Here is a 19,910-nt window from a genome sequence, read left to right as displayed (position 1 = left end):
CCCCTCCGACCATCCTCCGCAACCACGAGGAGACACCCATGCCCGACGCCGTGATCGTCTCGGCCGCCCGGTCCCCCATCGGCCGCGCCGGCAAGGGAGCGCTCGCCGGGATGCGGCCCGACGACCTCGCCGCGGCGATGGTCCGCGCCGCTCTCGAGAAGGTGCCCGCCCTCGAACCGGACCGGCTCGACGACCTGATGCTCGGATGCGGCTGCCCCGGCGGCGAGCAGGGCTACAACATGGCGCGGGTCGTCGCCGTCCTGCTCGGGCTCGACTCCGTGCCGGGCACCACCGTGACCCGCTACTGCGCCTCCAGCCTGCAGACCCTCCGCATGGCGTTCCACGCGATCCGGGCCGGCGAGGGTTCGGCGTTCGTGGCGGCCGGCGTGGAGACGGTGAGCCGCTTCGACAAGGGCTCCAGCGACTTCCTGCCGGACACCACCAACCCGCTGTTCGACGCCGCCCGGGCCCGCACCGAGCAGGCGGGCCCCTGGACCGACCCGCGCGGCGCCGGCGAGCTCCCGGACATCTACATCGCCATGGGCCAGACCGCGGAGAACGTGGCGCAGCGCTACGGGGTGAGCCGCGCGGACCAGGACGAGTTCGCCTGCCGCAGCCAGAACCTGGCCGAGAAGGCGATCGCCGACGGCTTCTGGGCGGCCGAGATCAGCCCCGTCACGACGCCCGAGGGGACCGTCGTGAGCGCGGACGACGGGCCGCGCGCGGGCGTGACGACCGAGAAGCTCGCCGGGCTCCAACCGGCCTTCCGGCCCGACGGCACGGTGACCGCCGGCAACTGCTGCCCGCTCAACGACGGCGCCGCCGCCCTCGTCGTCACCAGTGACGCCGAGGCGCAGCGGCTCGGCCTGACCCCGCTCGCCCGGATCGTCGCCACCGGTGTGTCCGGGCTGAGCCCGGAGATCATGGGCGTCGGGCCGGTACAGGCCACCCGCAACGCGCTGGCCACCGCGGGCATGAGCCTGGACGACGTGGACCTGGTGGAGATCAACGAGGCCTTCGCGGCGCAGGTCCTGGCCTCGCAGCGGGAGCTGGGCATCGACCCGGAGAAGCTGAACGTGAACGGCGGGGCGATCGCCGTCGGGCACCCGTTCGGCATGACGGGCGCCCGGCTGACCGCCACCATGCTGAACTCGCTGCGCCACCACGACAAGGAGACCGGGCTGGTCACCATGTGCGTCGGCGGCGGGCAGGGCATGGCCGTGCTGCTGGAGCGGCTGACATGACGACGGCCACCGAACCACCGCTGCTGTTCACGCCGCTGCGGCTGCGCGAGCTGACGGTGCGCAACCGGATGTGGGTCTCCCCCATGTGCCAGTACAGCGTCGCGGAGCGGGACGGCGTGCCCACCGACTGGCACCTCGTCCACCTCGGCGGGCGAGCGGCGGGCGGGTTCGGGCTGGTCATGACCGAGGGGACGGCGGTCACCCCGGACGGGCGGATCAGCCCGCAGGACACCGGCCTGTGGAACGACGCCCAGGCCGAGGCGTGGGCCCGGGTCGTCGCGTTCGTGCACCGGCAGGGCGCGGCGGCCGGGATCCAGCTCGCCCACGCCGGGCGCAAGGCGTCGACCTTCGCCATGGCGCTCAAGCGGGACGGGACCATCCCCGCGGCCGACGGCGGCTGGACCCCGGTGGGCCCCTCCCCCATCGCGTATCCCGGGCTCGACGTCCCGCACGAGCTGACCCACGACGGGATCGCCGCGGTCGTCGCGGCCTTCGGCGCCGCGGCCGCCCGGGCGGACCGGGCCGGCTTCGACCTGCTCGAGCTGCACGGGGCCCACGGCTACCTGATCCACCAATTCCTCTCCCCGCTGTCCAACTTCCGCACCGACGGCTACGGCGGCTCCTTCGACAACCGCACCCGGTTCCTCCGGGAGGTCGTGGCCGCCGTGCGCGCGTCCTGGCCGGAGGGCAAACCGCTGTCCGTCCGGTTCTCCGGCAGCGAGTGGGCCGCCGGTGGCTGGACGCTGGAGGAGACCGGGGAGCTCGCCCGCCGGCTCGGGCCGCTCGGCGTCGACCTCGTCGACGTCTCCTCCGGAGGGGTCGTCGCGCCGCAGGAACGGGTCACCGTCGGCCCCGGCTACCAGGTCGGGTTCGCCCGGGAGGTCCGCAAGCTCTCCGGGCTGCCGACGGCGGCGGTCGGCATGATCACTGAACCCGCGCACGCCGAGGACATCCTCGTCGAGGGCTCCGCCGACGTGGTCCTGTTCGGACGGGTCGCGCTGCGCGAGCCCGCCTGGCCGTTGCGCGCCGCCGCCGAGCTCGGAGTACCGCGGGACGCGGCGCCGTACCCCACCCAGTACCTCAAGGGCGCCTGGCCCCGCAGCGGCCCGGTCCGAGAACGAAGGAACGCCGACCGATGACATCTGTAGGAATCGTCTACCACAGCGGGTTCGGGCACACCGCCGCGCTCGCGCGGGCGGTCGGTGAGGGCACGCTCACGGTGCCGGGGACCACGGCGCGGCTGGTCTTCGCCGAGGACGCGGCGCGGGACCCGAACGTGCTCGACCCCTACGACGCCCTGGTCCTGGGCTGCCCGACCTACATGGCCGGTCCCTCGGCCCCCTTCAAGGCGTTCCTCGACGCCACGTCGGAGATCTGGCTGAAGCAGGGGTGGAAGGACAAGCTGGCCGCCGGCTTCACCAACTCCGGCGGCTACAGCGGCGACAAGCTGAGCACGCTCGTGCAGCTGATGCTGTTCGCGATGCAGCACGGGATGGTGTGGGTGGGCCTGGGCCTCCCCGACGGCGGTGGCTCCGGCTCGGCGCCCCCGTACAGCCTCAACCGGCTCGGCGGGTACGCGGGCGCGATGGCGAAGTCCGACACCGACCTGGGCCTGGAGGGCACCCCCGACAGCGACCTGGCGACGGCGGCGGCGCTCGGGCGGCGGGTGGCGGTGTGCACGCAGCGCTGGCAGCGCGTGCCGGAAGAGGTGGCGCGATGAAGATCCTGGTGGTCGGCGGGGGCCCGGGCGGGCTGTTCCTCGGCATCCTGCTCAAGCGCGCCCGGCCGGACCTGACGGTCCACGTGGTCGAACAGAACCCGGAGGGCGCGAGCTACGGCTGGGGCATCGGGCTGACCGACTCCGCCCTCGACGCGCTGCGCCCCTCGGCCCCCGACGTGGTCGACGACCTCGCCGCCGACATCGACGTCACCGACCAGATGGAGGTCGGCCTCGACGGCGAGACGCTGCGGGTCACGGCGTCCACCTTCTCCCGCACCGGGCGGATCCAGCTGCTGGCTACCCTGCAGCGCTGGGCCCGGTCCGAGGGCGTGACGTTCGCCTTCGATCAGCGCCTCGAAGACCCCACGGAGCTCGAGGGCTGGGACCTCGTCGTGGGGGCGGACGGCGTCAACAGCCGGGTGCGCGACATCTTCGCCGACGTGTTCAAGCCGGAGATCAGCTACGGGAACAACTGGTTCGCCTGGTACGGCACCTCGCGGCTGTTCACCGCCCCGTCGATCATCGTGCTGCGACGCCCGGAGGGCGTGGCCGTCAGCCACGCCTCCCAGTACGCCGCCGACCGGAGCAACTTCGTGGTCGAGCTGACCCCGCGGGTCTTCCGCTCCGGGGGGTTCGAGAACCTCGACGAGGAGGAGTCCCGGCGCCGCTGCGAGGCGATGTTCGCCGACTCGCTCGACGGGCACCCCCTCTACACGAACAAGTCGCTGTGGTTCCAGCCGAAATTCGTCCGGTGCACCGGATCGTGGAGCCACGAGAACGTCACCCTGCTCGGCGACGCGCTGCACACCGTCCATCCCTCGCTGGGCTCGGGCACCCGCTTCGCGATGCGCGACGCCGTGTACCTGGTCGATGCGCTGAAGGCCGCCGAGTGGGACGTGTCCCGCGGGCTGCGCGGCTACGAGGAGAGCCGGCGGAGCAACGCCGAGGCCTTCCAGCGGGCGGCGCTGCGCAGCATCGGCTGGTACGAGGGCCTGCAGACCCGGCCGCCCCGCGACCTCACCACGATGACGCTGGAATACATCATGCGGACCGGCCGGGTGCGCTACGAGCAGTTCCGCCGCAACAACCCGGAGATGATCCGGGCGTACGAGGAGCTGCGGTAGGGCCGCATCTCAGGGCCGGTGGGTGCCGGGCACGGAGCGGGACCACAGCAGGCCCTCGACGCCGTCGAGGAAGGTCCTGCTCACAGCCTCCGGCTCCGCCAGGCAGCCGGCCACCATCGCGCCGTCCCGCAACATGACGAAGTGCCGGCCCACGGGCTCCGCCGGGCCTTCACCGACCCGGGACAACAGGTCGGTCACGGCGCCGAGGAACCAGTCGCGGTGCTCGGCGACGCGCCGGCGCACGGGGTGCTCGGGATCGAGGTACTCGGCGGCGGCGTCGAGGAAGGCGCATCCCTGGAAGCCCTCCCGCCAGATGTCCCCTGCGATGTCCGCGGCGACCGCGCGCAGCAGCTCATCGGCCGGCCCGCCCGTCTCCTCGGCCCCCGCGAAACGGGCCCGCAGGACGCGGTCGGCCTCCTCCAGGTACGAGACGACGAGGTCCTCCCTGCCCGGGAAATGCCGGTAGAACGTGGCCCGGGTCGTGTCCGCCTCCGTGATGAGACGGTCGACCCCAACCGAATGCAGTCCCTCGGAGTAGAAGATCCGGCTCGCCGTGCCCAGGAGCCGCGACCGCGCCGGGTCCGGTGCGCGGGTGAGTCACGCCTCACCACCGCGGTGAGGCCGGCCGGGTGCGGGCCGGTCGACAGCTTGAACGTGTCCACCTGGTGGGCTTGAGCCCGAAGGCCTTCCGGATCCGCCCCACGGTCGACCGCGACAGGCCGCTCTCGGCGGCCATCGACGCGCGCGACCAGTGCGTGGCCTCGGTCGGGGTGCGCTCCAGGGAGCCACCACGACCTGCTCGATCTGCTCGTCGCTGATCGTCCGTGGGGCGCCCGGGCGGGGCTCGTCGGACAGCCCGTCTAGGCCTGCGCCCACGAAGCGGGCCAGCCACTTGCCGACCGTGACCGTGTGACAGCCCACCTCCTGCGCGATCGCGGTGTTCGACAGCCCCTCGGCCGCGGCCAGCACGATCGTGCTGGGCAACGCCAGCGCCTGCGACGACTTCGCCCGCCGCGACCACCGGATCAGCGTCTCGCGCTGCTCGTCGGTCAGAGTCACCTCGGCTACCGGCCGGCCCCTACTCGGCACGACCAGCCAGCCGACTGATAACTACTTCGACCTGAAGAAGTAGCGGCTTCCTAGGCTTCTGACCTGCGCAGATGGGGCGGCGCGCCTCCCGTGATCAGGGGCGTATGACCGGGAGAATGGCCTGCTAGCGGCGGTGAGCAGGGGAAACGGGGCCTGATGCTGCGGACACATGCAGCCGAGGTGAGTTTGTGGGAGCGGTGCTTCCCGAGGAGCTGCTGCGGCTGCCCGAGGAGCTGGCCTGGTCGACGCGCTGCTGGATGATCCGGTGTTCTTCGCCCCGTTTGTGGCGTTCTTCGATCCACGGCTGGGCCGGCCGTCCACGCCGATGGAGGTCTACCTGCGGTTGATGTTCCTCAAGTCCCGCTACCGGCTGGGGTATGAGTCGCTGTGCCGCGAGGTGGCCGACTCGATCACGTGGCGGCGGTTCTGCCGGATCCCGCTCGACGGGCACGAGCCGCACCCGACCACGCTGATGAAGCTGACCACCCGGTGTAGCACCGCGGCGGTAGAGGGGCGCAACGAGGCGCTGCTGGCCAAGGCCGCGCAGGCGAAGCTGTTGCGCACCAGCTGGCTGCGCGCGGACACCACCGTGGTCCCGGCCGACGTGTCCTACCCGACCGACTCCGGGCTGCTGGCCCGCGCGGTGCGGCGGACCGCCGCGGCCGGGCGGCGGGTGCAGGCCGCGGGTGGGGCCACCCGCACCCGGCTGCGGGATCGCAGCCGCTCCGCCGGCCGGCGGGCCCGGGAGATCGGGGCGAAGCTGCGGCTGCGCGGCGCGCAGACCCGCGACGAAGCCCAGGCTGTGGTGCGCCGGATCACCGGTGAGCTGGCCGGGCTCGCGGAGACGGCCGCCGCCGAGGCCGAGGCGCTGCTGGTCAACGGCCGCCGAGCGCTGCGTCATGCCCACAGCGAAGGCGGCCGAACTCGCCGCAGCCGGCCTCGGCGATGCGGCCGCCGGCCGCAAGCGAGGACAGCTCGGCCGCGCCGTGAACGACCTCACTGATCTGTTGGATGCGACCCGACGGATCGCTGCGCAGACCCGCAGGCGCCTGTCCGGGACCACCCCGGACGGGGCGACGCGGCGGGTCAGCCTGCACGACGGCGACGCCCGCCCGATCGCGAAGGGCCGACTCGGCAAGCCGGAGGAGTTCGGCTACAAGGCCCAGGTCCTCGACAACGACGACGGCATCGTGTTCGACCACACCCTCGACACCACCGGGCGGAGATCAACACACCCCGCACGCCGCCCGGCCCCCACCCGCCTCAGCACGATCGGCCTTCTTCAGGTCGAAGTAACTAGCGAATTTCAGGCGTAGGACACTGGATGGGCTCATGCCACCGTCGTGTTGTGCCTCAAGCAACACACCGTCCGGGCTGAGCTGGTGAGCACGGCAGGGTTCGAGCCTGCGACCGCCTGGGTGTAGAGCGCGCATGACTACCCTCTCGGATCTCCTCCCAGCGATCACCGGTGATACCGAGGCTCGGCCGCCGAGCCCATCGGTCCTCGCAAGGGAATCTTCATCCCGACCGGTCTGATCCTTGAGGACCAGTCGGCAGGGTCAGCTCGATGCGCCCTGCAGCCCCTCGGTCATGGTGGGCGGAACGACCGTCGTCATCTCGACGTGGCGCGTGTCCCGCAGCCCTAAGGTGCAGAGCGTGCTCACCAGTGCCAGGAAGGCGAGGTAGAACCCGAGTGCGATGCTGCCAAACGAGTCGACGAGCACCCCAGCGACCAGCGGCGTGATCGCGCCGCCGAGTACGCCCGCGAGGTTGTAGGACAGGCCGGCACCGGTGTAGCGGTACTGGGCGCTGAACAGCTCGGGTAGCATCGCACCGACCGGGCCGTAGGCGAAGCCGACCACGCCGAGGACGAGGCACAGGCCCAGGCCGAAGGCCCACGCAGTTCCGATGTCCAGCACCGGGAACGCGACGACGCCGACGGCGATCGAGGCCAGGTTGCCCCACAGCACGAGCTTCTTGCGGCCCGCCCGGTCGGACCAGGTCGCGCCGGCGATCGTGGTAGCCGCGAAGGCGAGTCCGCCTAGGATGCCGAGGGCGAGGACCGTGGTACGCGGGTGCTTCAACACCGCAGTGCCGTAGGTGGTCAGGTAGGTGACGCCGATGTAGAAGAAGCCGAACACTGTGGTCGTCATGAATGAGCCGAGGATGATCTCGCGCGGCTGGCGGGTGATCACGTCGATTACAGGCAGTTTGGAGATCGAGCCGGAGTTCTTAGCCGCCTTGAACGACTCGGTCTCCTCGATCTTCAGGCGGACGAACAGCCCCAGACCGACAAGTAGGATGCTGCCGATGAAGGGCAGTCGCCAGCCCCAGCTCAGGAACGCCTCGTTGGACATCGTGAGAGCGGTAACCAGGAAGGTTGCGCTGGACAGCGCGAACGCCACGGACGGACCCAGCTGCGGATAGAGCGCGTATCTGCCGCGCTTGGCCTTCGGCGCGTTCTCGGCGGCGAGCAGCGTCGCACCAGCCCACTCACCGCCCACGGCGAGACCCTGCACGATGCGCAGGACCACCAGCACAATCGGCGCGAGGACGCCGATCGTGTCAGTGGAAGGCAGGATCCCGATCGCGACCGTGGACAGACCCATCATGAGCAGGGTTGTGACCAGGGTCCGCTTGCGGCCGATCCGGTCACCGTAATGCCCGAACAGGATGGAACCGAACGGTCGTGCCACGAACGCGACACCGAACGTCGCTAGCGCAAGCAGGGTGCCCTGAGCTGCCCCGAGCTCAGGGAAGAACACCTTGTTGAACACGAGCGCGGCAGCCGTACCGTAGACGAAGAAGTCGTAGAACTCGATCACCGTGCCGGTCATGCTCGCGAATGCGACACGGGCCATGGGATTGTGCTGCGTTGCACCGGTCGAGGTCATGGCTCCCTTTCGAGGAAGGTCGAACTGGACTGTGGGTGGCGCGGACTGCGGGTTCCCGGCCTTGTCCTGCCAGGGATCGGCGGATCGGGTTAATCGACGTCGATGTAGTGCCGCACGAGGGCGGCGACCGGTAGACCCGTGGTCTCGTGGCGGATCACTGTGTCGCAGATGACCTGGTGATCCGTGTCCGTGGCCAGGCTGGCTTCAGCCAGCAGAACAGCACCGGCTCCGGGAAGGGGCCCAAGGACGTCGACGACGTACCGGGAGGTACCGGCCCCGCCCGGGGCCAGTACCGCGATGCTCGCCGCGTTGGCGAGGACCAGCAGATGCCCGCTCAGGAGGATGCCGTCATCGTCGAGCATCACGCTCGTGACGGTCATCCTGGCCGAACTCCTCTCGGTCTCGATCATGCCGTCAGACCTTCACCGGCGCGGACGATCCGATCTTTGGCCGTTTCTCGTCCTCCGGGCCGGCACCGCCGTCGAGCTCCTCGAGCGCGATCTGCCGCATGCGGAATTTCTGGATCTTCCCGCTCGCGGTGGTGGGGAAGGTGTCCGTGAAGCGCCACAGTGCCGGGATCTTGGAACGGCTGATCCGCCCCCTGCAGAATGAGGTCAGCTCGGAGGCGTCGAGCTGTGTGCCCTCCTTCGGGCGTACCCAGGCCATCACCTGCTCTCCGTAGCGTTCGTGGGGGATCCCGATCACCTGGGCGTCACTGACACCTGGGTGGCCCCGCAGAAGCTCCTCGACCTCTCTGGGGTAGATGTTCTCGCCCCCGCGGATGATCACGTCCTTGAGTCGGCCGACGATGCGGACCGTGCCCTGCTCGTCCATCACAGCCAGGTCACCGGTGTGCATCCAGCCCGAGGAGCTGATGGCTGCGGCGGTCGCCTCGTCGTTCTCCCAATAGCCGCGCATGACGCTGTAGCCTCGGGTGCACTGCTCGCCTGGCGTTCCGATGGGCACGACTCGCCCCGTCGTCGGGTCGACGATCTTGACCTCGACGTGTGGGGTCGGCCTGCCGACTGTGTGGTCCCGGATCTCCGTAGGGTCCGAGGGCAGCGTCTGCGTGGAGATCGGCGAGGTCTCCGTCATGCCGCACACCGTGGACAGGTGCGGGATGTGCAGGCGCGTGCGGATCGACCCGAGTAGGTCCGGGGGGCAGGGTGCGCCGCCGATCAGGCCGGTGCGCAGCGAGCTCAGGTCGATGCGCTCCAGCTCGGGGTGCTCGAGCATCGCCAGGTACATCGTCGGCACTCCGTAGACGGCTGTGCACCGCTCGCTCGCGACGGCTTCCAGGGTGGAGAGCGCATCGAAAGCGCCGCCCGGGAGGACGAGCGTGGCCCCGTGCGTGCTGGCCCCCAAGGTGCCGAGCACCATCCCGAAGCAGTGGAACAGCGGCACCGGCACGCAGATGCGGTCCTGCTCGGTGAAGCCGGCCTGTGCACCGATGAGGTAGCCGTTGTTGAGCAGGTTGTGGTGGGTCAGAGTGGCGCCCTTCGGGCGGCCCGTGGTGCCGGAGGTGTACTGGATCGCCACCGGGTCGTCGATGTCGACCCGGCGCTCGGCCTCGGTGACCGGCCCGGGGTCCCCGGCCTCGAACTGCGCCCAGCCGTCCTCGAAAACCACGGACTCGCGCAGCTGCGGGCACTCCCTCGCGATCTCGGCGACGACCGCGGCACAGTTCGTCTTGCGGTACCACGCGGAGTGGAACAACACCGAGGTCCCCGAGTGCCGTACGGCGTACGCGAGCTCCGCACTCTCATACGTCGGGTTGAGCGCAACGAGCACCGCGCCGATCCGCGCCGTAGCGAACTGCAGGACGATCCACTCGTACCTGTTCGTCGCCCACACGCCGACTCGGTCGCCGTTGATGACGCCCCGGGCCAGCAGCGCGCCCGCGACCCGGCCCGCGCGCTCCCACAGCTCGGCGTAGGTCGCGCGGACGCCGAGTGCCACGTCGACGAGCGCTGTACGCCCGCCGCTGCGCTCGGCGACCCGCCGCAGGTTCTCACCGATGGTCTCGCCGAGCAGTGGCAGATCCGCCCGGCCACACGCGTAGGAGGGGTGATTCACCGGCTCACCCTCCGGCTGCGGTCGCGTGTTCCGCCTTGTGTGCCAGGCGGGCCCCGAAGTCGTCCTCGTCCACCACGAACCGCTCGTGGCGGCCGTGCGCGATGCGCTCGACGTCGTCGAACACTTCGATTGACATCAAGATCCGGCGCCGGTCGACCTCGACGACGGTCGCTGTGGCCGTGACCAGTTGCCCGCGCAGTGTCGGGCGGACATGGACGATATCCACTGTGGATCCGACCGAGCTCTGGCCCGACTTCAGCAGCGGCTCGACCGCAACCATCGCGGCCTCCTCGAGGAGCCGTACGACCGACGGGGTCGCGAGGACGTCGTACCCGCCGCGGTTCACGCAGTCCCCGGCGTCGACCCGGTGTTCGATCGTACCGGGCTTGAGGGCGTCGGGCACGGTGGTGTCCGGGGCGCTCACTTCACACCACCGCGACGCTTCGGGTCCCAGGCCAGCTCGAGGTTGCGGATGATCGCCGGCGAGTACATACACTTGGCCTGCAGGATCGACAGGTTCGCCATGTAGGCGCGGAAGGTCTCCAGCGGCTCGGCCCCGATCCGCATCTCGGTGCGGTTGGCGTTGATGCCGACGGGGCCGGTGGCTGTGAGCGCGTCGACGGCGTCGGCGATGGCCGCCTGCATGCCCTCCTCGTCCACGACCAGGTCGTCGACAATCTGGCGGCCCTCGGGCGAGTCCACGTAGATGTCGCGGTTGAAGAAGATGCCCTGACGGGCCACCTTCTCTCCCACGAAGCGCGGCAGGCGCATGTTGCCGCAGCCAGGCAGGAAGCCCTCCCGGCGGGCCGGCAGGTTGACGTAGGCGCCAGAGCGGGCGATGACCCGGTCCATGACCAGCAGGTACTGGCAGCCGCCGCCGATGGCGAACGAGTCCACGGCCGCGATCCACGGCTTCTCGTGGCGGCGCTCCACGACGGACACCTCGCCGTCGCCGATCGAGTGCCCGCGGAACCACTTGGTGATCAGGCCCAGCTCCCGCTCGATGAAGAACTCGATGAGCGAGATCTCGCCGTGGTAGAGCCGAGTCAGGTTGACACCCGCGTCGAACACCCGGCGGCCCAGATATTTCGGGTGCTGCGCCTCGGCGCCGCGCAGCAGCCCGACGTCGATCCGGTCGTCGAGGAGGATGAGGTCCGTGGCGATCTCCATCGCCCGGGTGGACTCGTCGTCCTCGGCGTTGAGGTACTTGTGGTGCTGGATCGTCAGGTGCCCGACGTTGCCCTTGCGCTCCACGAGACTGGTGCCGAGGTCCACGCGGTCTGTCCGACGCAGCTCGTCAAGCAGCTCGAGGGCCTCAGGCAGCGGCTGCGCCATGGCGTGCATGAGGTGGTAGCCGGCGACCGGGTTGTCGAGGACGCGGGAGATCAGGATGCCCTGGTCGTACTCCCAGCCCTCCTTGTGCTTCTGCGGGTGGGTGCGCTCCTCGGCGATCCGCTCCCGGGTGGGCACCAGGCCGGGAACCAGGTCCGCGGCGGCGTAGGCCAGCTCGGCCACCCGCAGCAGCCGAGTGCGGCCCTCGGTCAGCGTGTCGTACAGGGTCGCGACGTGCACCGCGAGGAAGTCCTCGCGGGCGGCGCGGCCACGATCCAGGAGTGCCGACGCCGCGGCGTCCTGCTCCTCGGTGCGCTCTGCCTTGGCGGGCAGCTTCGCCAGCTCGGCATCCAGGCCGGCGAACAGCTCCGAGACGAGCGCTGCATCCTTGTCGAAGTCGCGGGTCAGCTCGATCGGGCTGTGAGAGGTGTCGACCATGTCAGCTCTCCGTCGTCGTCAGCAGGGGCAGGGACCGGGTGTTCTTGAGTCGGCCGCGCAGGACCTCCGCGCGCTCGATGGCCTCGGCCGCCGACCGCAGCTTGATGTCCTCGTAGCCGCGGATGCCGTCGGGCAGCCGGGCGATGTCCAGCACGGCGGCCTTGTTCTGCAACTTGAGCTCGTCCATCGAGGTGCGGACGAGGTCGATGTACCAGTCGATCAGGCGGCGCTCCTCGACCCGCACGCGGTCGCGGCCGAAGAGGTCCAGCCTGGTGCCGCGGACCTTCTTCATGCCGCTCAGCACGGCGAACGCCGGGTCGAGCACGCGGGCGGAGACCTTGAGCTTGTTCTTCATGCCCATCGCGCGCAGCATCGGCGGGTGCAGGTTGTAAACGATCTTCACCTTGCCGGCGAACTGGCTCGAGACGCGGTGCTCGCGGCTGGCCCGCAGATGCAGGCGGGCGACCTCGTACTCGTCCTTGTAGGCCATGAGCTTGTAGAGGTTGCGGATCACCTCGCGGGTGATCGGCAGGCCGGCCTTGTCCCCGAGGCGCTCCTGCTCGCGGCGGGCCACGTCCAGCACGACGTCGACGTAGCGGCCCGCGTAGTCGGCGTCCTGGAAGGCGATCAACTCGCCGATCCGGACGGCCAGCAGGCGCCGGTCCTCCTCGGCCAGGTCCGCGACCTTCGCGACGAGCGCGTCGTAGCGGGCGCGCTCGCGCTCGGCGAGCTGGCCGCGGGCGTGCTCGCGCTCCTGCTCGGCGTCGCGCGGCGGCGGCGAGATCAGCGCGGCGACCCGGGCCGGGTCGGCCACGGCAAGCCGCCCGTAGCGGAACGCCTGCTGGTTCTGCACCTTGGCCGTGCCATTGAGGCGGATGGCCTCCTCGATCGCGGACGAGGAGATCGGCAGCAGGCCCGCCTGGTACGCCGCACCCACCGCCACCATGTTCGTGGCCATGTAGTCGCCGAACAGGGTCTCGGCGATAGCCCGGGCGTCCACGGCGACCACGCGGGCCGTGAACCGGGAGACCGAGTCGATCATCGGGTCGACCGACACGTCCAGGCGGCTGTTGCGGATCATCTCGCCGCTGGGCAGCAGTCCGGTGTTGACCAGCGCCGCGGTGTGCTCGGGCGAGCAGCGGTCCAGGTTCACCGGGTCCGCCGCGGCCATCGCGTCGACGGCCAGGTAGAGGTCCGCGCGGCCGATGCCGACCTTGTTCGAGTCCGCCCGCTCACCGCGCGGGGTCAGCACCAGGCTGCTCAGCACCGCGCCCCACTTCTGGGCGGCGCCGGTCTGGTCGTAGCTGACAGCCTCGGCCCCGTCGACCAGCGCGGCCCAGGCCAACATTGAGTTCAGGGTGAGCACACCGGTGCCGCCGACACCGGGCACGAACACGTGGTAGGGCCGGTCCAGCGCGGGGCGCTCCGGCTCCGCGACCGCGTCGATCTCCAGCGGGGTGTAGACCGGCGCCGCGAACCCCTCCTCGCTGTGCACGGTGACGAAGGACGGGCAGTCGCCCTTGAGACACGAGTGGTCCTGGTTGCAGGACGACTGGTGGATCGTGGTCTTGGGCCCGAACTCGGTGTCGCTCTTGTGCAGCGACATGCAGTTCGTGACCTCGCCGCAGTCCCCGCAGTTCTCGCAGACATCCTCGTTGATCACCACGAACTCGGTGGCCTTGGGCGCGGTGCCCCGCTTGCGGCGGCGACGGCGCTCGTTGGCGCACTCCCCGTCGTAGAGGAAGACCGTCACGCCGTCGACCTGCTCGAGATCCTTGAGGACCTTCTGCACGTCCCCGGCGCCGTGCACCGAGGCGATCGGGGGCAGGTCCGCCTTGCGGTAGACCGCCGGGTCCTCGGCGATGATGCCGATCTTCTTCACGCCCTCGAGGGCGAGCAGGTTGGCCAGCTTCGGGACCTCGGCCTGGCCGATCGGCTCCTGAGCGCCGGTGTTGGCGACCGCGCCGTTGTAGAGGATGCGGTAGGTCATCTTCACGCCGGCGGCGATCGACCAGCGGATGCTCAGGTAGCTGGAGTGGAACAGGCTGCCGTCACCCTGGTTCTGGATGACGTGCTCCATGTCGGTGAACGGGCTAAGCCCGATCCACGCAACGCCCTCGCCCCCGAGCGGGAAGGTGGCGTCGATCTGACGTTCGGGCTGCTCCATGACCGCCGCGAAGATGTGACAACCTGGTGCGCCCCAGGCGACCTGACCCTGGGGCACGATCGTGGAGACGTTGTGCGGGCAGCCCGAGCAGTAGTTCGGCGAGCGCTTGAGGTTCGCGGAGTAGTCGCGGGCCGAGACGGCCTCGAGCTCCTCCGTGCGCCGGTCCAGGATGATCTGCTCGCGCAGGCGCGGGCGCAGCATCGGGGCCAGCCCGCGCGCGACGGCGTCGGCGTCGAGGCTGCCGTACTCGGCGAAGCGCACCCGGCCCTCGAGGTCGCACTTGCCGTGCACCCGCGGGCCCGACGGCACGTTGCAGAGAGCGACCTTGATCGCGTCCTCGAGGATTGGCCGCTTCTCCTCCACGACCACGACCTCATCGAGGTCGCGGGTGGCCTCGCGGACGAACTCCGCGTCCAGCGGGTAGATCGCGCCGATCTTGATCAGGCGGACACCGGCCACGCGCAGGTCGTTCTCCCCGATGCCGAGGTCACGCAACGCCTGCAGGGTGTCCGCGTAGCTCTTGCCCGCGGTGACCAGGCCGAGCGAGTCGTGCTCACCGCGGACCTTGATCTCGTTGAGCCCGTTGACCTTCGCGTAGGCCACGGCCGCCGGGTGCCGCTCGGCGAAGACGTGCTGCTCGGTCTCCACGACCTTGCCGGGGAAGAACGAGTGATCCTGCCACTTGCGGAAGGGACGCCCGTCGATCTCGAACTCGGGCACCACAATCTTCAGCCGATCGGGGTCGAGGTCGATCGTCTGGCCGCCGTCGCACAGCTGGCCGATCAGCTTCATCGCGACCCAGCAGCCGGAGTAGCGGGACATGCCGATCGCATGCGCGGAGTAGGTCAGGAACTCCTCCACCGAGGAGGGGTACAAGACCGGGATCCCGGCGTGGGCGAACGCGTATTCCTGCTCATAAGGCAGTGACGAGCTCTTCGCCTCGTGGTCCTCACCAGAGAGCACGACCACCGCGCCGTGCGTGGTGGTGCCGGCGAAATTGCCGTGGCGCAGCGAGTCGCCCGCCCGGTCGAGACCGGGCCCTTTGCCGTACCAGAAGCCCGTTACCCCGTCGTAGTGGCTGTGCGGGTAGCGCTCCAGCAGCTGGGTACCCATCAGGGCCGCCGCGGCAAGCTCCTCGTTCTGGCCCATCTGATGGACGATGCCGTGCTCGTCGAGCAGCGGCCGGTTCTGCTTGAGCGCAAGGTCGTAACCGCCGAGCGGCGAGCCCGGGAAGCCGGTGACGAAACCACCGGTGCGGAGGCCGGCCCGACGGTCGCGGCGCACCTGCTCGAGCGGCGCCCGCACGAGCGCCTGAATCCCCGTGAGGAAGACCCGGCCCTCCTCGAGCCGGAACCGGTCGCCGAGCGAGACCGTGCTCGCCGGGCGAGACTCCTCGACGCGAGGGGCGTCGACTGTCGTCATGTGTGCTCCACGTCCTCGCAGTGATGACACTCGAAGCATGTCGAGTGACGGGACCACTGTCGGTAACACGTGATACAGACCGCGAGACAGGTCGAGGAATCTCGATCTCCGCAGGTCAGGTTGGGCTTACGGGCGATAGTCACCGGCCACGGCCCGCAGCGCCGCCACGTCCGGGACCACGATCTCGCGTCCTTTGCGGATCACTAGGCCCTCGTCGATCAGCCGGGCCAGCTCGCGGCTCATCGTCACGCGGGTCACGCCGATCATGAGCGCGAGCTCGTCGAGGGAGTACTGCACGCGCAGGTGGACGCCCTCGGGCCGCTCGACCCCGTAAGCCTCCACGAGATGGTCGAGCATCAGGGCGACGCGGCCGCACGCCGGCAGCCCGTCCGCCGCGATGTGCATGGCGAACAAGCGCGCCTTGCGGGAGATCCGCCGGGTCATCTCCACCAGGATCTCCGGCTCCCGACGGCCCGCGTCGAGCACGGCGCGCCTGCTGACCGCCAGCAGTTCGCTGTCCACCATCGCGACACAGGAGGCGTAGCGCGGCAGGCCGTCGAAACAGGTGGACTCGCCGATCCCGGCGCCGGGCTCGGCGTAGGACAGCACCCGCTCGGAGCCGTCCGCGCGGCTCAGGTAGATCCGTAGTCGCCCGTCGACAACTTGATAGAAGTAGTCTGAGAGCGAACCCTGTCGGTAGACGAACTCCCCGTTCCGGTACACACGCGCCTCCCCCAGAGCAGCGATCTTCTGCGCGATCGAGGGGTCCTCGGTGAGCAGGAACGGCGACGTGATCGACACTGCCGGGGACCGCATCCACCCGCCCCGCCCACCCATGTCATGTCGGGATGCCATGGCCACCTCCTGCGACGCCACCTCGGTCCGATACTAGCGTCCGTTAGCCATAACTCAGTCGACATGTGGACAAGTTGGCTGCTCGGTCGAGGATATGGGCGCCGCATGAAGCCGGCTGCGAACGAACGTTAGCCATTGAGATCCTCCGCCGGCGCTGGCGCAACCGCACTAACCCCCGTCAGCCTCAGCTCGGTGACAAGCTCGACGAGCCGGCCGACGATCGTGTCGATGTCCACGCGAGTGGTGCGGTGGTTCGTCACGCAGGCCCGCATGCCGGCCTGGCCGTCGACGACGGCGGGGCCCAGCAGGGCGGTGCCCTCCGCGGCGAGCTTGGCCAGCAGCTCGGTGTGCCCCTCGTGCGACAGGCCCGGGACGTGTACACACACGGCGGTCAGCATGACCGGTGCCATGAGCCGCAACGAGGGCTCCTGCTCCACCCGCTGCGCGAGGTAGGTCGACAGGTCGAGCATCGAGCTCAGGGCTGAGCGGAAGGCCTCGGTGCCGAATGTGCGCAGCGCAGCCCAGATCTTGAGCGCCTTGAAGTTGCGGGACAGCTGCGGGCCGTAGTCCATGTAGTCCCGCATCAGCGGGTCCTCCTGCACCGTGAGGTAGGACGAAGAGTAGGCGTACGCGCGGCGCAGCTTCTCCGCGTCCTTTACCAGCAGGCAGCCGGCCTCCAGGGGCGCGAACAGCAGCTTGTGCGGGTCCAGGGCCACCGAATCCGCTCGCGACACCGCGGAGAACAGGCTCGCGGTCTGCTCGGCGAGCACGAACAGGGCGCCGTAGGCCCCATCGACGTGCAGCCACAGGTCCTCGGCCTCGGCCAGGTCGGCGATCTCGGCGACCGGGTCGATGGCGCCGGTGGTGACGGTGCCCGTGGTGACGACGACGCAGAACGGCTCGCGGCCGGCCTCGCGGTCGGTCCGGATCGCCTCGGCCAGCAGGTCCACCCGCATCCGCTGGTTCTCGTCGGTGGGGATGCGCCGCACGTTGTCCAGGCCCAGCCCGAGGATGCCCGCCGCCTTGTCCACGCAGCGGTGCGCCTCGGCCGAGGTGTAGACGACCAGGGGCGCCCCGCCTGTCTGCAGGCCCGTCCGCCGGAAGTCCGGCCGCCGGTCGTGCAGGGCGGTGGTCAGGGCGTTCAGCGTGGCGATGGAGCCGCCTGTGGTCAGGATGCCGCCGGAGCGGTCGGTGTCGAAGCCGAACAGGCCCGCGAGCCAGGTCAGCACGGAGCGCTCGATGACGTTCGCGGCAGGCGAGAGCTGCCAGAAGTTGCAGTTCTGGTTCAGCGTGGCCGCAACCGTGTCGGCGTAGGCACCGATGCCGTTGGGCGGGCCCAGCACGTAGGCCAGGAAGCGCGGGTGGGCGACTGCAGTGGAGTTGGGCAGGATGCGCTCGTCGAGGTCGCGGAAGAAGCCCTCCACCCCGACGCCCTCGGCGGGGAAGCCCTCGTCGAGCAGCTCCGCCAGCGTGTCACGGTCCACGTCCGGCAGGATCGGCCGATCCGCGAGGCCCTGCTCGTACTCGTCCAGGAACCGACCGAGGAGGTCGTTCGCGAGGCGACGTTCGCCGTCGTCCAGAACCAGGGTCATTCCCGCTCCTTGAAGTGCGTCTCGTTGGATGCCATTCAGATTAGCCAATGAACTGCGGCAGATGGTGCCAACCTTTGCGCAGAAGCCCGCGTCAGATAGCATAATTCACCATGGATCGCCTCGATCACGCAATTGTCCACCAGTTAGTGCGGGACGGTCGGATCGCCAACACCGAGCTGGCCCAGCGCGTGGGCCTGTCCCCCTCGCCCTGCCTGCGACGGGTACGCGCGCTCGAGGAGGCCGGCGTGATCACCGGGTACCACGCCGCCGTCGACCTGACGGCCATGGGCCGTGGGCTGCAGGTGCTGGTGCACGTCGACATGGCCGACCAGCGGCAGGCAACGGTCGAGGCGTTCGAGGCGGCCGTGCAGGAAGTGGAGGCGATCGTGAGCTGCCGGCGGATGTTCGGTAACCCGGACTACCTGCTCACCGTCGCGGTCGGCGGCTTAGAGTCCTACGAGCGGCTCTACATGGGCACGCTCACGGCGCTGCCCGGCGTGGCGACCACGAAGTCGCAATTCATCATGAAGGTGGTTAAGCAGGCGCCGGGCTCCGGCGTGCTGACAACCTGAACGCGCTCAGCCGGCGGCGAGGGATGCGGCGGTCCTCACTCCCCCATGGTGGGCGCTCCGCCGTGCTCGGTGTTCGGCGTGGAATCGGGCTGATCGTCGCCGCGCAGCGCGCTCTGCGCGGCCTGCAGGGCGTCGACGATGCCCTGGTAGCCCGTGCACCGGCAGATGTTGCCCGACATCTCGGCGCGGATCCGCTCGCGGTCCGCGTCGGGCTCGGTGTCGAGCAGGTGCAGGCCGCTCATGAGCATCCCGGGAGTGCAGAAGCCGCACTGCAGGCCGTGGTGCTCGACGAAGGCCTCCTGCAGCGGGTGCAGCGAGCCGTCCGTGCCCTGCAGGCCCTCGACCGTGGTGATCGAGCTGCCGTCCGCCTGCACAGCGAACATCAGGCAGGCCCGGGCCGGCTCGCCGTCCACCAGGACGGTGCAGGCGCCGCACACCCCGTGCTCGCAGCCCAGGTGGGTGCCGGTGAGCCCGACGTCCTCCCGGAGAGCGTCGGCCAGGGTCCGGCGGGGCTCGACGCTGAGCTGGGTCCGCTCGCCGTTGACGCTGAAGGTGATGTCCATCGTCGCGCTCCTAGTCGATGCCGGCCCCGGCGAGGGCCCGTCGAACCATCTCGCCCGCGATCGCGCGGCGGAAGGGAACCGTGCCGTGCAGGTCGGCCGTCGGCTCGATCTCCTCGGACGCCGCCCTCGCGGCCTCTTCGGCGGTGCCGCCCCCGGCGAGGACCTGCTCGGCGCTCGTGGCGCGCACGGGTACCGCGCCGACCCCGCCCAGGGTCACCCGGGCCACCCCGTCCACCTTCGCCACCACCGCCATCACCAGGGCGAAGTCCCCGTGCCGGCGCGAGAACTCGGCGAAGCCCCAGCCGTCCAGCTTCGGGAAGGTGACGCGGACGATCATCTCGTCCTCCTCGACCGAGGTCATCAGCGCACCGAGGAACAGTTCCTCGGCGCCGATGGTGCGCTCCCCCGAAGGGCCGGCGACGGTGATCGTCGCGCCGGTCCCGGCCGCGACCACGGGCAGTTCCGCGGAGGGGTCCGCGTGAGCGATGCTGCCACCGGTGGTGCCCCGCGAACGGATGGCGGTGTGCCCGATCCACTTCGCGGCCTCGGCGAGCAGCGGGTAGTGCGTCTGCTCCACCAGGCTGCTGTGCCGGACCAGGGCACCGACCTCGAGCCCGCCGTCGACTGGGCGGATCGAGCCGAGGCCCGGGATCCGGTTGACGTCGACAAGCACGCTGGGCCGCGCCATGCGCAGGGCCAGCACGGGGACCAGGCTCTGGCCGCCGGCGAGGATCTTGCCGTTCCCGTCGGCCTCGCCGAGGACCTTGACGACCTCCTCGACGCTGCCGGCGCGGACGTAGTCGAACGGGGCGCATTTCACGC

18 protein-coding genes and 2 pseudogenes are annotated in these 19,910 nt (G+C 70.2%); 7 read left to right on the top strand and 13 right to left on the bottom strand.

Annotated features, from left to right (window positions below; genetic code table 11):
• Window positions 1–38 precede the first annotated feature (38 nt).
• Genes AB0B41_RS15360 through AB0B41_RS15345 form a run of 4 tightly spaced genes read left to right on the top strand, consistent with a single transcriptional unit; the run spans window position 39 to window position 4,088 of the window.
• Entirely contained in the window at window positions 39–1,244 is a 1,206-nt protein-coding gene (locus AB0B41_RS15360) for an acetyl-CoA C-acetyltransferase (protein ID WP_358203305.1), read from the top strand.
• Window positions 1,241–2,383 carry an NADH:flavin oxidoreductase/NADH oxidase gene (locus AB0B41_RS15355; RefSeq protein WP_358203303.1) on the top strand — a complete coding sequence of 381 codons (1,143 nt, stop codon included), beginning with the start codon at window positions 1,241–1,243 and terminating at the stop codon, window positions 2,381–2,383. Before AB0B41_RS15360 ends, AB0B41_RS15355 begins: the two co-directional genes overlap by 4 nt.
• Complete coding sequence (locus AB0B41_RS15350; RefSeq protein WP_358203301.1) at window positions 2,380–2,964, top strand: flavodoxin family protein; 585 nt, start codon at window positions 2,380–2,382, stop codon at window positions 2,962–2,964. Before AB0B41_RS15355 ends, AB0B41_RS15350 begins: the two co-directional genes overlap by 4 nt.
• The gene (locus AB0B41_RS15345; protein ID WP_358203298.1) at window positions 2,961–4,088 is read left to right on the top strand and encodes an FAD-dependent monooxygenase; all 1,128 of its coding nucleotides are present in this window, start codon (window positions 2,961–2,963) and stop codon (window positions 4,086–4,088) included. Before AB0B41_RS15350 ends, AB0B41_RS15345 begins: the two co-directional genes overlap by 4 nt.
• A 9-nt stretch (window positions 4,089–4,097) precedes the next feature.
• On the opposite strand, the gene AB0B41_RS15340 is transcribed toward AB0B41_RS15345, so the two are convergent.
• The 3 genes and pseudogenes from AB0B41_RS15340 to AB0B41_RS15330 form a co-directional block, all read right to left on the bottom strand.
• Window positions 4,098–4,331: a hypothetical protein gene (locus tag AB0B41_RS15340; protein WP_358203297.1), complete on the bottom strand. Its 234-nt coding sequence runs from the start codon at window positions 4,329–4,331 to the stop codon at window positions 4,098–4,100.
• A gap of 198 nt (window positions 4,332–4,529) precedes the next feature.
• Window positions 4,530–4,649, bottom strand: a pseudogene (locus AB0B41_RS15335) (helix-turn-helix domain-containing protein); the annotation flags it as partial.
• 36 nt (window positions 4,650–4,685) lie between these two features.
• A complete protein-coding gene (locus AB0B41_RS15330; protein WP_358203330.1) occupies window positions 4,686–5,009 on the bottom strand; it encodes a helix-turn-helix domain-containing protein in 324 nt (107 codons plus the stop codon).
• 16 nt (window positions 5,010–5,025) lie between these two features.
• Between AB0B41_RS15330 and AB0B41_RS15325 the strand changes: the two genes are divergently transcribed.
• The gene (locus tag AB0B41_RS15325) at window positions 5,026–5,220 is read left to right on the top strand and encodes a hypothetical protein (RefSeq protein ID WP_358203334.1); all 195 of its coding nucleotides are present in this window, start codon (window positions 5,026–5,028) and stop codon (window positions 5,218–5,220) included.
• A gap of 113 nt (window positions 5,221–5,333) precedes the next feature.
• Window positions 5,334–6,388: pseudogene (locus AB0B41_RS15320) on the top strand (transposase); the annotation flags it as partial.
• A gap of 348 nt (window positions 6,389–6,736) precedes the next feature.
• Here the strand turns inward: AB0B41_RS15320 and AB0B41_RS15315 are convergent.
• From AB0B41_RS15315 to AB0B41_RS15280, 8 genes are all read right to left on the bottom strand, one after another.
• Entirely contained in the window at window positions 6,737–8,071 is a 1,335-nt protein-coding gene (locus AB0B41_RS15315; protein WP_358203295.1) for an MFS transporter, read from the bottom strand.
• An 89-nt stretch (window positions 8,072–8,160) separates the two neighbouring features.
• Window positions 8,161–8,481 carry a hypothetical protein gene (locus AB0B41_RS15310; RefSeq protein WP_358203293.1) on the bottom strand — a complete coding sequence of 107 codons (321 nt, stop codon included), beginning with the start codon at window positions 8,479–8,481 and terminating at the stop codon, window positions 8,161–8,163.
• A gap of 4 nt (window positions 8,482–8,485) precedes the next feature.
• Window positions 8,486–10,147 (bottom strand): AMP-binding protein, encoded by a 1,662-nt coding sequence (locus tag AB0B41_RS15305; RefSeq protein ID WP_358203291.1) that lies wholly within the window; start codon window positions 10,145–10,147, stop codon window positions 8,486–8,488.
• A gap of 4 nt (window positions 10,148–10,151) precedes the next feature.
• Entirely contained in the window at window positions 10,152–10,571 is a 420-nt protein-coding gene (locus tag AB0B41_RS15300) for a hotdog domain-containing protein (RefSeq protein WP_358203288.1), read from the bottom strand.
• On the bottom strand, window positions 10,568–11,917 hold the full coding sequence (locus AB0B41_RS15295; protein ID WP_358203286.1) for an enoyl-CoA hydratase/isomerase family protein: 1,350 nt from the start codon (window positions 11,915–11,917) through the stop codon (window positions 10,568–10,570). The genes AB0B41_RS15300 and AB0B41_RS15295 overlap by 4 nt, the downstream gene beginning before the upstream one ends.
• A 1-nt stretch (window position 11,918) precedes the next feature.
• The gene (locus AB0B41_RS15290; protein WP_358203285.1) at window positions 11,919–15,506 is read right to left on the bottom strand and encodes an indolepyruvate ferredoxin oxidoreductase family protein; all 3,588 of its coding nucleotides are present in this window, start codon (window positions 15,504–15,506) and stop codon (window positions 11,919–11,921) included.
• Window positions 15,507–15,632: 126 nt separating this feature from the next.
• Window positions 15,633–16,361 (bottom strand): Crp/Fnr family transcriptional regulator, encoded by a 729-nt coding sequence (locus tag AB0B41_RS15285; RefSeq protein ID WP_358203282.1) that lies wholly within the window; start codon window positions 16,359–16,361, stop codon window positions 15,633–15,635.
• 128 nt (window positions 16,362–16,489) lie between these two features.
• On the bottom strand, window positions 16,490–17,953 hold the full coding sequence (locus AB0B41_RS15280) for a pyridoxal-dependent decarboxylase (protein WP_358203280.1): 1,464 nt from the start codon (window positions 17,951–17,953) through the stop codon (window positions 16,490–16,492).
• A gap of 110 nt (window positions 17,954–18,063) precedes the next feature.
• On the opposite strand from AB0B41_RS15280, the gene AB0B41_RS15275 reads away from it, so the two are divergent.
• A complete protein-coding gene (locus AB0B41_RS15275; RefSeq protein ID WP_358203278.1) occupies window positions 18,064–18,525 on the top strand; it encodes an Lrp/AsnC family transcriptional regulator in 462 nt (153 codons plus the stop codon).
• 35 nt (window positions 18,526–18,560) lie between these two features.
• On the opposite strand, the gene AB0B41_RS15270 is transcribed toward AB0B41_RS15275, so the two are convergent.
• On the bottom strand, window positions 18,561–19,088 hold the full coding sequence (locus AB0B41_RS15270) for a (2Fe-2S)-binding protein (RefSeq protein ID WP_358203276.1): 528 nt from the start codon (window positions 19,086–19,088) through the stop codon (window positions 18,561–18,563).
• Window positions 19,089–19,098: 10 nt separating this feature from the next.
• A complete protein-coding gene (locus tag AB0B41_RS15265; RefSeq protein ID WP_358203273.1) occupies window positions 19,099–19,908 on the bottom strand; it encodes an FAD binding domain-containing protein in 810 nt (269 codons plus the stop codon).
• Window positions 19,909–19,910 lie beyond the last annotated feature (2 nt).

Origin of the sequence: Pseudonocardia sp. NPDC049154 (genome assembly GCF_040648315.1) — a bacterium.
Taxonomy (GTDB): Bacteria; Actinomycetota; Actinomycetes; order Mycobacteriales; family Pseudonocardiaceae; genus Pseudonocardia.
The sequence above is the reverse complement of the archived record's forward strand: the minus strand, read 5'-3'. Positions and strand labels throughout refer to the sequence as shown.

Bases quoted from the DNA above. Each gene is read 5' to 3' on its own strand.
- AB0B41_RS15360 (WP_358203305.1), top strand. From the start codon at position 39: ATGCCCGACGCCGTGATCGTCTCGGCCGCCCGGTCCCCCATCGGCCGC.
- AB0B41_RS15275 (WP_358203278.1), top strand. From the start codon at position 18,064: ATGGATCGCCTCGATCACGCAATTGTCCACCAGTTAGTGCGGGACGGT.
- AB0B41_RS15285 (WP_358203282.1), bottom strand. From the start codon at position 16,361: ATGGCATCCCGACATGACATGGGTGGGCGGGGCGGGTGGATGCGGTCC.
- AB0B41_RS15310 (WP_358203293.1), bottom strand. From the start codon at position 8,481: ATGATCGAGACCGAGAGGAGTTCGGCCAGGATGACCGTCACGAGCGTG.
- AB0B41_RS15295 (WP_358203286.1), bottom strand. From the start codon at position 11,917: ATGGTCGACACCTCTCACAGCCCGATCGAGCTGACCCGCGACTTCGAC.
- AB0B41_RS15315 (WP_358203295.1), bottom strand. From the start codon at position 8,071: ATGACCTCGACCGGTGCAACGCAGCACAATCCCATGGCCCGTGTCGCA.
- AB0B41_RS15280 (WP_358203280.1), bottom strand. From the start codon at position 17,953: ATGACCCTGGTTCTGGACGACGGCGAACGTCGCCTCGCGAACGACCTC.
- AB0B41_RS15345 (WP_358203298.1), top strand. From the start codon at position 2,961: ATGAAGATCCTGGTGGTCGGCGGGGGCCCGGGCGGGCTGTTCCTCGGC.
- AB0B41_RS15350 (WP_358203301.1), top strand. From the start codon at position 2,380: ATGACATCTGTAGGAATCGTCTACCACAGCGGGTTCGGGCACACCGCC.
- AB0B41_RS15270 (WP_358203276.1), bottom strand. From the start codon at position 19,088: ATGGACATCACCTTCAGCGTCAACGGCGAGCGGACCCAGCTCAGCGTC.
- AB0B41_RS15355 (WP_358203303.1), top strand. From the start codon at position 1,241: ATGACGACGGCCACCGAACCACCGCTGCTGTTCACGCCGCTGCGGCTG.
- AB0B41_RS15290 (WP_358203285.1), bottom strand. From the start codon at position 15,506: ATGACGACAGTCGACGCCCCTCGCGTCGAGGAGTCTCGCCCGGCGAGC.